General features: G+C 41.2%; 12 protein-coding genes. 2 read left to right on the top strand and 10 right to left on the bottom strand.

Annotation, left to right across the window (positions count from 1 at the left end; genetic code table 11):
- Positions 1-17: 17 nt before the first annotated feature.
- Positions 18-1,166 (bottom strand): glycosyltransferase family 2 protein, encoded by a 1,149-nt coding sequence (locus BQ7344_RS02645; protein WP_072521319.1) that lies wholly within the window; start codon positions 1,164-1,166, stop codon positions 18-20.
- Between the two features lie 133 nt (positions 1,167-1,299).
- On the opposite strand from BQ7344_RS02645, the gene BQ7344_RS02650 reads away from it, so the two are divergent.
- Entirely contained in the window at positions 1,300-2,853 is a 1,554-nt protein-coding gene (locus BQ7344_RS02650) for a glycosyltransferase family 2 protein (protein WP_072521320.1), read from the top strand.
- Between the two features lie 114 nt (positions 2,854-2,967).
- On the opposite strand, the gene BQ7344_RS02655 is transcribed toward BQ7344_RS02650, so the two are convergent.
- The 4 genes from BQ7344_RS02655 to BQ7344_RS02670 form a co-directional block, all read right to left on the bottom strand.
- Positions 2,968-3,909: a glycosyltransferase family 2 protein gene (locus BQ7344_RS02655; protein ID WP_072521321.1), complete on the bottom strand. Its 942-nt coding sequence runs from the start codon at positions 3,907-3,909 to the stop codon at positions 2,968-2,970.
- Between the two features lie 53 nt (positions 3,910-3,962).
- Positions 3,963-5,441 (bottom strand): nucleotide sugar dehydrogenase, encoded by a 1,479-nt coding sequence (locus tag BQ7344_RS02660; RefSeq protein WP_072521322.1) that lies wholly within the window; start codon positions 5,439-5,441, stop codon positions 3,963-3,965.
- 420 nt (positions 5,442-5,861) lie between these two features.
- Complete coding sequence (locus BQ7344_RS02665; protein WP_015542493.1) at positions 5,862-6,872, bottom strand: GGGtGRT protein; 1,011 nt, start codon at positions 6,870-6,872, stop codon at positions 5,862-5,864.
- 33 nt (positions 6,873-6,905) lie between these two features.
- Positions 6,906-7,598, bottom strand: coding sequence for an iron-sulfur cluster assembly scaffold protein (locus BQ7344_RS02670; RefSeq protein WP_005422272.1), 693 nt, complete (start codon positions 7,596-7,598; stop codon positions 6,906-6,908).
- A gap of 209 nt (positions 7,599-7,807) precedes the next feature.
- Here BQ7344_RS02670 and BQ7344_RS02675 point away from each other — a divergent pair, with 209 nt between their 5' ends.
- On the top strand, positions 7,808-8,551 hold the full coding sequence (locus BQ7344_RS02675; RefSeq protein WP_072521323.1) for a TraX family protein: 744 nt from the start codon (positions 7,808-7,810) through the stop codon (positions 8,549-8,551).
- 16 nt (positions 8,552-8,567) lie between these two features.
- Here BQ7344_RS02675 and BQ7344_RS02680 read toward each other — a convergent pair whose 3' ends face one another.
- From BQ7344_RS02680 to asd, 5 genes are all read right to left on the bottom strand, one after another.
- Positions 8,568-9,236 carry an acyltransferase gene (locus BQ7344_RS02680; protein ID WP_072521324.1) on the bottom strand — a complete coding sequence of 223 codons (669 nt, stop codon included), beginning with the start codon at positions 9,234-9,236 and terminating at the stop codon, positions 8,568-8,570.
- Positions 9,237-9,238: 2 nt separating this feature from the next.
- Positions 9,239-11,281 carry a DNA topoisomerase gene (locus BQ7344_RS02685; protein WP_072521325.1) on the bottom strand — a complete coding sequence of 681 codons (2,043 nt, stop codon included), beginning with the start codon at positions 11,279-11,281 and terminating at the stop codon, positions 9,239-9,241.
- A gap of 1 nt (position 11,282) precedes the next feature.
- Positions 11,283-12,041 (bottom strand): formate/nitrite transporter family protein, encoded by a 759-nt coding sequence (locus BQ7344_RS02690; RefSeq protein WP_072521326.1) that lies wholly within the window; start codon positions 12,039-12,041, stop codon positions 11,283-11,285.
- A gap of 164 nt (positions 12,042-12,205) precedes the next feature.
- The gene (gene selD, locus BQ7344_RS02695; RefSeq protein WP_083585578.1) at positions 12,206-13,237 is read right to left on the bottom strand and encodes a selenide, water dikinase SelD; all 1,032 of its coding nucleotides are present in this window, start codon (positions 13,235-13,237) and stop codon (positions 12,206-12,208) included.
- Positions 13,238-13,372: 135 nt separating this feature from the next.
- Positions 13,373-14,458: an aspartate-semialdehyde dehydrogenase gene (gene asd / locus BQ7344_RS02700; protein WP_072521328.1), complete on the bottom strand. Its 1,086-nt coding sequence runs from the start codon at positions 14,456-14,458 to the stop codon at positions 13,373-13,375.
- Positions 14,459-14,535 lie beyond the last annotated feature (77 nt).

Here is a 14,535-nt window from a genome sequence, read left to right on the forward strand (position 1 = left end):
CACGTAATCTTGAATTTCTATTTTTTGCCAGTCATATGTTTCAGCTTCTTAGGAATATACAATAATGCTTTACCGGCTTTTAATGTTGTGCTGGATTTCAGTTTCTTAAGCTCTTTTTCTGCTTTTTTTGCTCTCGACTGCCATTCTTTCATTTCCTGCGCCTGTCTGAAAAGATATTCCACCGCACTGCATTCTTTCATCTGCATATAAATCTGATATTTTGCAGCATTATAAGAGTAACATTCTTCTTCCGTGAAATCATCCAGATCAAATTCTGCAAATATTTCATTATTCAGTCGCTCATAAATCTGGCAGAATGCTTCTCCTGCTTTAAGTGAACACATATTGTAAATGCTCACTCCAAAAGCAAGGTTTTTAAAGCTCGTCTCTACAGTATCATACAAGTCCAGTTCTTTCAATTTATCACGGATTGCCTTTAATGCCTCATACCAGTCCCATGGAGTTTTCGTATTATTTGCCTGAAGGCTGGTGCTTCTCTGGCGATAATTGACAAGAACTTCCTGAATCATCGTGATTCTTTTTGCAAGGACAAGTGCCATATTTACAAAGTAAATATCATTCGAACGTGAAAGCGCCATAAATTCAAGCTTATTTTCATCGATCAGGCTCTTTTTAAACAAGCTTGTCCATGGGCATCCCGTACCAATATTGAAAACGTATGGAAATGACTTTCCTTCTACCGGCATCGTCTGCGGAATATATTCTTTCTTCTGTATAACATTACTTTTTCTGTATTTTCCGGTATCACCAAAATAAAGCCTTGCATCATACATGCAGACATCTGCCTGATCTTCTTTGATCTTATTCAGACTGTGTTCCATAAGTTCCGATTCAAAGAAATCATCACTGTCCAGAAACAGCAGATATTCTCCCTTTGCTCTTTTGATCCCCTCATTTCTCATCAGTCCGGCTTTTCCGCAATGATCCATTCCTACATATTGAAAACGTGGATCAGATACTGCATATTCCTTAATGATATCGACTGTTCTGTCATCCGAACCATCATCCACACAAAGAACTTCAAAATCTGTAAATGTCTGCTTTTTCAGACTTTCCAGACATTCTCCAATATACTCTTCTACATTATAAGAAGGGATAATGACTGTTATCTCTGGTTTTTTATTATTATTTGTATATGTTTCCATCCAAATACCCTCGATCAGATCTTTTTGTCTCAGTATAGCATAACCCCTGTTTTTCGTAAACAGATCAATAAAGACTTTCTGTCACTCCCTTTTTATGATATGATAAATACAATATCAGCAAAGGAGTATCGATATGAATCAGACAGTTTCTGACTATCGTTTTAAATTTTCTGTTGTCACAGCTGTTTATAATGTTGAACCATATCTTGCCGAAGCCATTGAAAGCATCCTGGCTCAGGATATCGGTTTTGAAGAATCCGTGGAAATGGTTCTTGTAGATGACGGTTCTACAGATGGATCCGGTGCAATCTGTGATGAATATCAGCAGAAATTTCCAAACAATATTAAAGTAATACACAAAAAAAACGGTGGCGCTGCATGTGCCCGCAATACCGGAATCAGCCATTGCGAAGGACAGTATATCAGTTTTATGGACGCTGATGACAGACTGACTTCCAGTACTTTATCCGATGTATATGGCTTTTTCAACACCTGTGATGCAAATATTCCGTTTGTATCTGTACCTATTTATTTCTTTGAAAAAAGAGATTTCGGTCACCGTCTCAATTACAAATACGAATGCGAAAGTTCCCGTATCATTGATCTTGCCCATGAATATTCATTTGTTCAAATGTCTGCCTCATCTGCGTTTTTCAGACACAAAATCCTTCAGGATCGTTCTTTTGACACAACTTTAAAATATGCAGAAGATGCAAAACTGATCATGGATATCCTCCTTGACTATCCACAATATGGAATCGTACCTTCCGGCCGTTATATGTACCGTACCCGAAATGCGCTGGATTCTGCGTTAAATGTTTCCAAGCACCGTAAAGAATGGTATATTGACAGCCTTAAATATTACACATTCTGGGCACTGGATGAATCTGAGCGTCGACTGGGATATATCCCGGATTTTGTTCAGTATACGATCATGTATGATCTTCTGGCACGTTTCCGGATGAAAAAATTTCCGGATGGTGTAATGACTTCACATGAAAAAGAATCTTTTCTGAGTATGTTATTTCGTGCGTTACAGCGAATCGACGATCATATCGTCATGGAGCAGCATAATCTTTCTCCGGAATTATGTGATTACTTATTAAGTATAAAAAAAGCACCGGATTCCGGTACTTTTGTTTATGATGCGGATGCTGAAGATCAGTATTTTCATTACAGTGATCTCGATTCACGCTCCAGCGGATCTTTTCCTGTAAACCTTGAAGCGCTTGACTTCGCAGAAAATGAACTGACTATACATGGTTTTTTTAAAGTCTATACGCGTTTTCCGACCCCTTCTAAGTTATTTCTGCGACTTACCTCCGAGAAGGGAACACAGACTTTAGACTGTAATTTAGAGGAAGACCGCAGTAAAGGTGCCGCCTTTAATGAACACCAATTGTCTGTAACAGAATATTTTACAGCCTCTATTCCGTATAAGCTTCTCAAAACGAAAACAACAGTTGAATTGTGCATGCTTTCCGGAGACCATGTAATCAGGTTTCATAAACTGAAACGGAAACCAGAATTCCCAATTACCAAAAAAGAAAAGATTTTCCGCCTCGGCAAAAAATCCTATTATCTTTCTCTCTCTCCACAGGCATTCTCTTTCAAACCTGCAACACCTGTGACTTATCTCAAACGACAGACAAAACGATGTATTAATGCTGTGCGTTGTCGTCTGTAAACACAACTTATATCAAAAAAGCTCCCGGTATATGCCACACATCCAAAGTCCAATTTGGAATAAATGCCACATACCGGGAGTTTGATTGTACCAGAATTACATTGCTATAGTTTTCTATTTTAATTTAATTGCCGACTCATCATTTGTCTCAGCTATAATGAAATGGGGTCTGTGTTTTGTCTCCAGATACGTCTTGGATATGTACTGCCCCATAATTCCCAGGCATAAAAGCTGAATTCCTCCGATAAAAATAACTACACAGATGATAGAAGCCCAGCCTGCAACCGGGTCTCCGAATATCAGCCGACGGATAATGATGACCGCAAGCGCCAAAAACGAAAAGAATGTCATCGTTGTTCCAAACCAGGACGCTATGCTCAAAGGAACATGTGAAAAATTAATGATTCCATCAATCGCATATTTAAACAATTTCCAAAAATTCCATTTCGTTTCCCCAGCTACTCTCTCCACATTTTCATATGGCATCCAGTAAGTCCGAAATCCCACCCAGCCAAAAAGACCTTTGGAAAATCGGTTGTACTCACCCATGGCAACAATTGCCTCTACCATACTCTTTTTCATAAGACGGAAATCCCTGGCTCCATCCACAATATCTGATTCAGATATTCTGTTCATAATACTGTAAAATCTTCTTGCAAACCAGCTTCTTATAATTGGCTCGCCCTCGCGGCTCACCCTTCTCGTTGCCACGCTGTCATATTCGCCTGTTTTAAGTATCTTAAGCATTTCAGGCAACAGCGCCGGCGGATCCTGAAGATCTGCATCCATAACCGCAATATAATCACCTTTTGCATTGCAAAAGCCTGCATACATCGCAGCTTCTTTTCCGAAATTACGTGAAAACGACAGATAAATCACGTGAGAATCTTTTGCAGAAAGTGCTTTCAGCTCTTTCAGTGTTTCATCTTTTGATCCGTCATTTACAAACAGCAGCTCATATTCCTCACCAATTTCCTGCAGGATACGTGTTGCTTCTTTGTGAAAAAGAGGAAGCGCCTCCTGTTCATTATAGCAGGGAACGATAATAGAAATCATAATAACCTCCTTAGTTAAATGATTTATGTTTACCATTTTATCTCTTTTTGAAATTAGTCACGTTTAAAAATATCACGAGTATATACTTTATCCTTCACATCATCGAGGCAGGAATCATATCTGTTTGCAATAATTGCCTGACTCTTCTTTTTGAATTTCTTAAGATCATTTACCACAACTGAACCAAAGAATGTTTCACCATTTTCCAGAGTCGGTTCATAGATGATAACAGTAGCTCCCTTAGCTTTGATTCGTTTCATAACCCCCTGAATAGAGGATTGTCTGAAGTTATCTGAATTGGATTTCATAGTTAAGCGGTATACACCGATAACACATTCTTTCTCCTGATCCGGAGTAAAATCACCTCTATTATAATAGTCATAATATCCTGCCATATTTAATACCTGATCAGCAATAAAATCCTTTCTGGTTCTATTACTTTCTACAATAGCAGAGATCATATTCTGTGGCACATCATTGAAATTGGCCAGAAGCTGCTTCGTATCCTTTGGCAGACAATATCCACCATATCCAAAGCTTGGATTATTATAATGAGAGCCAATACGTGGATCCAGACATACACCATTAATGATTTCCTGCGTATTTAACCCTTTTGATTCCGCATATGTGTCAAGCTCATTAAAATAAGATACTCGAAGCGCAAGGTATGTATTTGCAAAAAGTTTAACTGCCTCAGCTTCTGTAAAGCCCATAAATAATGTATCGATATTTTTTTTGATTGCTCCCTGCTGAAGAAGTTTTGCAAAAATTTCTGCTCTTTCTCTGGACTCTTCATCACATGACACAATAATTCTTGATGGATACAGATTATCATAAAGCGCCTTTGATTCGCGAAGGAATTCAGGACTGAAAATAATATTTTTAGTGTTATATTTCTTCCTGACAGACTCTGTATATCCAACAGGAATCGTTGATTTAATAATCATAGTAGCGTTCGGATTAACTTTTAAAGCTAACTCGATAACTGCTTCTACTGCAGAACAATCGAAAAAGTTTTTCTTACTGTCATAATTGGTCGGAGCTGCTATAACAATGAAATCCGCATTCTTATAAGCTGTTTCACCATCAAGCGTTGCTGTCAGATCAAGTGTCTTTTCTGCCAGATACTTTTCAATATATTCATCCTGAATAGGTGATTTTCGGTTATTTATAAGATTCACCTTATCCGGAATAATATCAACTGCCATTACATGGTTGTGCTGAGACAGAAGCGTCGCAATGGATAATCCCACATAACCGGTACCGGCAACAGCAATATTATACTTTTTATCAATAACTGACTTTTGCAAATCCGCTTTATCATCTTCAAACAAATCAACAACTTCAAAATTAAGTACTTCACCGATAGCCTGAAGTTGATCGATAGAAGGAGTATAATCACAGCTTTCCAGGCGGCTGATCATGCCTCTGTTAATTCCGGTAGCTTCTGCAAGCTGAACCTGAGTCATTTTTAATTCTTTTCTTTTGCTGATTATAGTATCAGCCATTTTGGTCATAGATAATTTTTTCATAGCTGCCCTCCAAATGATATTATTTATAACATTTTCCATGTTATATAATAGTTATTTATCTAAATTAATATAATAATAACAAGTATAAATGACAATGTCAATCGCAAAAACATTTGGTCTGTAAATATTCAATATTTCATACGAAAATGTTATTTCAAATTACAAATATAAAAATATCAGGATTGCCACAAAATTAATTGTCTGTGTGAATCGTAGAATGGTTATCAGAACAGCCCGGGATAAAAGATGATGAATGAAAGTATCTGAAAAACTAGAAATTTATAAAAATAAAAAATAACTTGTATTCAGTGTAGGAATACAAGTGTAGAAGTAATGTACTAATAATGTACTAGCGGCTTACTTTCGAAAGATTTCAGCCGCTTTGTACATCTGTTTAAACCCTTGATTTTACTGGATTATTTAGAACTTGCCTGCATCTGCAGCTTCCTGTACCGCTACTGCAACAGCAACAGTCATACCAACCATCGGGTTGTTACCTGCGCCGATAAGACCCATCATCTCTACATGAGCCGGTACGGAAGAAGATCCTGCGAACTGAGCGTCAGAATGCATACGTCCAAGAGTATCTGTCATACCGTAGGAAGCAGGACCTGCTGCCATGTTGTCCGGGTGAAGTGTACGTCCTGTACCACCACCTGATGCAACAGAGAAGTATTTCTTGCCTTTTTCGTTACATTCTTTCTTGTATGTACCTGCAACCGGATGCTGGAAACGTGTCGGGTTTGTGGAGTTACCTGTGATAGAAACGTCAACGCCTTCTTTCCACATGATAGCAACACCTTCCGGAACGCTGTTTGCGCCGTAGCAGTTAACTTTTGCACGAAGTCCTTCAGAGTAGGATTTACGGAATACTTCTTTAACTTCGTTCTTGTACGGATCATACTCTGTCTCTACATATGTAAAGCCGTTGATACGGGAGATGATCTGTGCAGCGTCTTTTCCAAGACCGTTCAGGATAACACGAAGAGGTTTTTTACGAACTTTGTTTGCTTTTTCTGCGATACCGATAGCACCCTCAGCAGCTGCGAAAGACTCATGTCCTGCAAGGAAGCAGAAGCAGTCTGTCTCTTCTTCAAGAAGCATTTTACCAAGGTTACCATGTCCAAGACCTACTTTACGTGTATCAGCAACGGATCCAGGAATACAGAATGCCTGAAGACCTTCACCGATAGCTGCTGCAGCATCAGCTGCTCTTCTGCAGTCTTTTTTGATTGCGATAGCTGCACCTACGATGTATGCCCAGCAAGCGTTCTCAAAACAGATCGGCTGAATGCCTTTGATCTGGTTGTATACGTCAAGACCTGCATCTTTAGTGATTTTTTCTGCTTCTTCGATAGAAGCGATTCCATAGCTGTTTAAAACTGAATTGATTTTGTCAATTCGTCTCTCATATGATTCAAATAAAGCCATTTACTTATCCTCCTGAAATTATAATCGGTATAATTATTCTTTACGTGGGTCGATGATCTTAACAGCATCTGCAACACGGCCATACTGACCTTTTGCTTTTTCCCATGCAGTGTTCGGATCGTCACCTTTTTTGATGAAATCAGTCATTTTGCCAAGGCTTACGAACTGATAACCGATAATTTCATTATCTTCGTCAAGAGCGATACCTGTAACATAGCCTTCTGCCATTTCCAGATAACGAGGACCTTTTTTGAGTGTTCCGTACATTGTACCAACCTGAGAACGAAGTCCTTTACCAAGGTCTTCAAGTCCTGCACCTACTGCAAGTCCGTCTTCAGAAAAAGCAGACTGAGAACGTCCATAAACAATCTGAAGGAACAGTTCTCTCATCGCTGTATTGATAGCATCACAAACAAGGTCTGTATTCAGAGCTTCCATAACAGTAAGTCCCGGAAGAATCTCAGAAGCCATTGCTGCGGAATGAGTCATACCTGAACATCCGATTGTCTCAACCAGTGCTTCCTGGATGATACCTTCTTTTACGTTCAGGGACAGCTTACAAGCACCCTGCTGAGGAGCACACCAGCCTACACCATGTGTGAAACCGGAAATGTCCTTTACTTCCTTAGCCTGAACCCATTTTGCTTCTTCCGGAATCGGAGCAGCTCCGTGATGCACACCCTGTGCAACTGGGCACATTTCTTCTACTTCGCGTGAATAAATCATGTTAAAACTCCTTTCAAGTATAGATTTACTTATAATGTTGTTAAAAAGATAGACTACTAACAACCTGACAGTATTTTCTCACAAAGTCCTACTGTTAGTCCAGTCAAACTTAAATCAAAAATGCGAAGATTTGACATTATTATACACATAATTGCTGTTGTGACGTCTTTATGGTAAAATCAAAGAAAAAAGTCAAAGGAGCTTTAACGATGTCCAGCAAACTTCCACCCAGCATTTTTCCGGCACGTTTTCAGATCTTAAGCGGCAGTATGCTCAAAGTGATCGCATGTATCGCCATGCTGATCGACCATACCGGTGCTATTGTCCTCAGCCAATATCAGCCAGCTCTCACAAATCTATTTTATATTAATGGAAGGGGTATCTCCGCATACCGCATTGTACGCGATATCGGACGTTGCGCCTTTCCAATCTTTTGTTTCCTTATTGTAGAAGGTTTCCTGCATACACATGACCGCCGGAAATACGGCAGAAATCTCCTGTTGTTCGCACTGATTTCCGAAATTCCGTGGAACTATATGTTTGCCAACTCCTGGCATTATACTGATAAACAAAATGTATTTTTTACACTCTTTCTCGGATATCTGGCATTCTGTGCGCTGGAATATTTCTGGGAAACACCATGGATGCAGCTTGCCTCTCTTCTGGCACTGCTTGGCATCTCTATCGTACTCCATGCAGATTACGGCTGGCGTGGTTTTATCTTTCTTGTCCTGATGTATCTTCTCCGAAACGAAAAGGTCTCTCAGGCAATCGTCGGAAGCTGCTGGCTCAGCTATGAATGGAAGGCCTGTTTCGCGTTTATTTCTATTAACATGTATAATGGAAAACGCGGCTTTATCCATGGAAAAGCCGCGAAATATTTCTTCTATTTATTTTATCCTTTACATATCACGATTCTCGTGATCATAAGGAACCTGTATTTTCTTTCTTAAAGCAGATTCAATCTGTTTAATTTTTCTTAACAATCTCGGCTGCGTTTTTGTAGATACTGTCTGCCGGAATGCAGCCTCTTACCGGTGAAAGCGGATAAATATTGCTGTTTCTGCCGATCACAGTTCCCGGATTCAGTACAGAACCACAGCCGACCTCTACATGGTCACCCAGCATTGCACCGAATTTCTTAAGACCTGTCTCAATTTTTTCTTCTCCGTCTTTGACAACAACCAGTTTCTTGTCAGACTTCACATTTGAGCAGATAGAACCTGCACCCATATGAGATTTATAGCCAAGAACAGCATCACCGACATAATTGTAATGCGGAACCTGTACTTTATTAAAGAGTACGGCATTTTTAAGTTCTGTGGAATTTCCTACAACAGCTCCCTCTCCTACGATTGCATTTCCACGGATAAATGCACAGTGACGTACTTCTGCGTCTTTTCCGATGATCGCCGGTCCATGAATATAAGCAGTCGGTGCAACGGTTGCTGATCTTGCGATCCAGATATTGCCCTCACGGCACTCATACTCAGACGGGCTGAGTGTCGGACCAAGTTTCATGATAAATTCTCCGATCTCCGGAAGCACTTCCCACGGGTATGTTTTTCCTTCGAATAATTCTGCAGCAATTGTTTCATTCAGATCCAGAAGATTTGAAATTGTAAAATCTTTTAACATAATTATGCTTTTCCTCCTCGTTTCGCAGTTGTCGGTTTCTTTGTATAATTGGCTGCCGCAGCATCAAAAAACTGCCGCAATGCATATTGATAATTGCTCTGCTCTACCTGATTAGTACGCACCCTGACAAAATGTTCCAGCTTCTCCATATATTCCTGCGGAGTAATACTTCCCTCAGCAACATAAGTCAGCCCCTTTTCCCAGCTTGCCGTCAGCTCCGGATTCAGAAGGGAACGTATTGAACAGTTTACCACATCAAAGATCATCTCTCCCAGAAGTGTAGGTGTGATCACCTGTGTCTTTTTATTGAGAGACAGATATTTAATAGAAACAAGTTTCTTAAGGATTTCCGCTCTTGTCGCACTGGTACCGATTCCGCTTCCTTTGATCTGCGCCCTCAGTTCTTCATCCTCAATCAGCTGTCCGGCATTTTCCATCGCAAGGATCATAGATCCGGAATTGTAACGTTTCGGTGGTGAAGTCTCGCCTTCTTTGATATTCAGCGCATCTACCGTCAGTATATCATTCTTTTTGAGTGCCTGCAATGCATTCAGCAGCTGTGAATCACATGACACATCTTCATCCTCATTTTTCTCTGCATCTTTCTCCGCCAGAGATTTCTTCGCAAAAGAATTGGTCGCATATTTCAGATAGCCTTCTTCCTGCAGCACCTTAAAACTGGAAAAAAATTTCTCACCCTGCATCTCCGTAGTCAGACTGACTTTCTGATAAACTGCCGGCGGACAAAATACACACAGAAAACGACGCACGATCGTCTCGTAAACTCTCTGTGACGTCAGAGAAAGTCCGTTCAGCGCGTTCAGCCCCTGTCCGGTCGGTATGATTGCATAGTGGTCTGTAATCTGTTTGTCATTGACATATCTGGTCTTTGCTATTGACTTATATGAACCCATCTGTAGAATTTCTTCGGCAGCGTTATCAATAGCCGGATAGCGGCGCAGACCGGAGATATTTTTGTAGATTTCTTTTGCTACTGCGCTCGATAATACTCGCGCATCGGTTCGTGGATAGGTAACAAGTTTCTTTTCATACAGTTCCTGCGTGATCCGAAGTGTCTCATCCGGGCTGATCTTAAAAAGTTTGGAACATACATTCTGAAGCTCCGCCAGATTGAATAAAAGCGGCGGATTTTTATTTTCTTTTTTGCGCTCGACCTTTTCGACACGACAGCTCAATGGATGCTGTGCCTGAAGCATACCAATCAGTTCTTCAGCATGCTTCTTTTCTTTAAATCCGTTTTCTTTGTACAGGTACGGAGACTGAAAATATCTGCTGCCGTCTACGGCTCTCCACTCTCCTTCAAAACGCTCTCCCTCCAGCACAATACTGGAAAGTACACGGTAAAACGGAGTCTTCACAAAAGATCGGATTTCCCGTTCTCTTCGCACGACCATGCCAAGTACACAGGTCATTACCCTGCCGACGGAAATTGCCTGATGCTTACTGTTCAGATAATTGGAAACACTGTTCCCATAACGAAGCGTCAGTACTCTGGAAAAATTAATTCCCATCAGATAGTCTTCTTTTGCACGAAGATACGCAGAATCTGCCAGATTATCATAGGCCGAAAGTTCTTTTGCCTCGCGGATACCACGCAGGATTTCTTCTTCTGTCTGGGAATCGATCCAGACACGCCGCTGATCCTTATCTTTTACGCCTGCCATCTGAGCCACAAGGCGGTAGATATACTCTCCTTCGCGCCCAGAGTCGGTACACACGTAGATTGTCTCTACATCCGGACGGTTCAGAAGCCCCTTAACAATGTTAAACTGTTTCTGAACTCCCGGAATCACTTCATATTTAAATTCACGCGGCAAAAAAGGCAGGGTATCTAAACTCCACCTTTTGTACTTGATATCATATTTCTCAGGATAGCTCATAGTGACCAGATGCCCTACGCACCAGGTCACTACGGAATCTTCTGATTCCAGATAGCCATCCCTTCTCTGTCCATTAATTTTTAACGCCTTAGCAAATTCCTGAGCAACACTTGGTTTCTCAGCTATGTATAAGGATTTACCCATATTACTTATCTGCACTCATCTTTCTGAGAGGCCATGCAAGCAACACTGCACCGCCTACCATATTTCCTAAAGTGACGATCACCATGCTCTTGATCATTGCCCCAATGGAAAGTCCCGGTACAAGGCACGCTGCGGTAACAAAAATACCCATATTTGCCACGCAGTGCTCGAATCCGCTGACAACGAATCCGGAAATACACATAACGATCATCAAAAATTTCGCTGCTTCACTTTTCAGTTTGATGCCACAAAGAACCCCTAAACATACAAAGAAATTACATAAAACTGCACGGAAGAACATCTGTCCTGCCGGAATTGCAAGTTTGTTTCCGATAAATCCGGCAAAATAATCTCCCGTTCCTGATGCTCCCGCCCACACAAAAATCAGGGAAAGAATCAGACATCCGACAAAATTTCCAATGTAGCTGATCAGCCATACCTTGCCGGCTTCACCCCAGCTTACTTTTTTGTCATAAGCTCCAAATGCCATAACAAGATTGTTTCCAGTAAACAATTCACCGCCTACCAGCGAGATCAGAAGAACTGCGATTGAAAACACCAGTGCCCCGAGGAATTTCCCCCATGCCGGTTCCTCAGCACCTGAAAAAACATTTCCGACCACATTGGAAAAGATCATGGCAACTACAATAAAAAAGCCCGCCATGATTGCCCGCACAAAATACTTGAAGAAATTGTCCTTCAATAAAGTGCTCTTTGCGATTGCCGCATTTGACAGTTTTTCTACATCCTCATGATTCATAAAAAAGACCTCCCTTTCCCGGGAACATCGTTTCTTGTATACGTTTGTCCCCTCCACATATTGTATTCTTGAATTATATCATTTTCGATAAAAATTCTCAATACATATAGTATGAAGTTTGATATTTTTATGACAATTTTACATTCCTTTTTGATAACTGTCAGTTATCGAATCAGTAATGTATGCTTTTCCCTGTCAATTACTTCCCCGATCACTGCACATGAAAGTGATAATTCTTTCAGTTCCCTCAGTATTTCATCTGCTTCTTCTGCCGGAACTGCTGCCAGAAGTCCGCCGGAAGTCTGTGGATCAAACACAAGGTCTTCGAGCCAGAGCTTCGCAGTACTTACATAGCCTGTTTTTGCTGCAAATTCTCTGTTACGATATGCGCCACCGGGTATCAGTCCCATAGATGCATATTCTTCCACATCCGGAAAAATCGGAAGCGCCTGTGAATCTATTACAAGCGTCTTGTCGCTGCCAGCTGCCATTTCTGTGCCATGACCGCCAAGACCGAATCCGGTAATATCTGTACAGGCATGAATCGTATATTTCTTAAGGATCTCACATGCATACTTGTTTAAAGTCTTCATGGATTTCAGTACAGCTTCCCGTGCTCTCTCCGAAACAAGATCTGCTTTGATTGCTGTATTGATGATTCCGGCACCAAGCGGTTTTGTCAGGATCAGTTTATCACCGGTCTGTGCGCCATAATTTTTCCAGAATTTATCCGGATGAACAAAACCGGTCACACTCAGCCCGTATTTCGGTGTATCATCCTGTATCGTATGTCCTCCTGCAAGTACTGCTCCTGCCTCCAGAACTTTGTCTGCACCGCCCTTAAGGATTTCACCCAAAATTGCTGTGTCCATGTCCTTTGGAAACGCAACAATATTAAGTGCAGTCTTTGGTTCTCCGCCCATTGCATACACATCACTTAAAGCATTCGCCGCCGCAATCTGTCCGAAATCATAAGGATCATCCGCAACCGGTGTAAAGAAATCCAGTGTCTGGATCATGGCAAGCTCATCTGAAATCTTATATACAGCCGCATCATCTGAAGTTTCAGTCCCAACCAGAAGATGAGAATCCTGAAATTTCGGCAGCCCGCAAAGTACACCGGCAAGCGTTCCCGGTCCGACTTTTGCGGCACAGCCACAGTTTGGCGCAAGTTTTGTAAGATATACCTTTTCCATTTTACCGAATTTCCTTTCTGTCTTAATCCTTTTCATCTATGATAACATAATTTTTCTTTTTTCTCCATGTCTTTTTTGATAGAAAAACTGCCCGGGCGAATTCTACCCGGGCAGTTTCTTATTATTCAGAGCATATTATTTCTTAGTGATGTAGCCTTTTGCTTTCAATGTTTCGGCACAGAGAACAGCTCCGCCTGCAGCACCTCTTACAGTGTTGTGGGAAAGTCCTACGAATTTGTAATCGTAAACTTTGTCCTCACGAAGACGTCCGATAGATACGCCCATGCCATTTTCATAGTTAACATCCTCGCTTACCTGCGGACGGTTGTCTTCTTCGAGATACTGAATAAAATGCTTCGGTGCACTCGGAAGTTCTAATTCCTGCGGAAGTCCCTTGAAGTTTCGGAGGGCTTCGATCAGCTGTTCTTTTGTAGGTTTCTTACGGAATTTTACAAATACAGCTGCTGTATGTCCGTTCAGTACCGGAACACGCAGACACTGGCATGTGATAACAGGTTCTGTAGCCGGTACGATCACACCGTCTTCAATCTTGCCCCACAGTCTCAGTGGCTCTTTTTCACTCTTTTCTTCTTCTCCGCCAATGTACGGGATAATGTTGTGTTCCATTTCAGGCCAGTCTTTAAATGTCTTTCCTGCTCCGGAGATTGCCTGGTATGTAGTGGCAACTACTTCATATGGCTCAAATTCTTTCCATGCAGTAAGGACCGGTGCATAGCTCTGGATGGAGCAGTTTGGTTTTACAGCGATGAAACCTTTCTTTGTGCCAAGACGTTTCTGCTGATATTTGATAACATCAAAGTGTTCCGGGTTGATTTCCGGTACTACCATCGGTACATCCGGTGTCCAGCGGTGAGCGCTGTTGTTGGATACGACCGGTGTCTCTGTCTTTGCATATTCTTCTTCAATTGCTTTGATCTCGTCTTTAGACATATCAACTGCGGAAAATACAAAATCTACAGTAGATGCAACTTTTTCTACTTCGTTGACATTCATAACAACGATTTTCTTCACTGCTTCCGGCATCGGAGTATCCATTTTCCATCTGCCGCCTACAGCTTCTTCATATGTTTTTCCGGCACTTCTCGGGCTTGCAGCAAGGGTAACCACTTCAAACCACGGATGATTCTCCAGAAGAGAAATAAATCTCTGTCCTACCATACCTGTAGCGCCTAAAATGCCGACTCTCAGTTTTTCGCTCATAACAATGTTCTCCTCATTCTTTTATTTCGCATGTGTCTTTGTGTAGCACACATCTGTTTTCCTTGTACATACTATAC

Origin of the sequence: Blautia sp. Marseille-P3087 (genome assembly GCF_900120195.1) — a bacterium.
Lineage (GTDB): Bacteria > Bacillota > Clostridia > Lachnospirales > Lachnospiraceae > Blautia_A.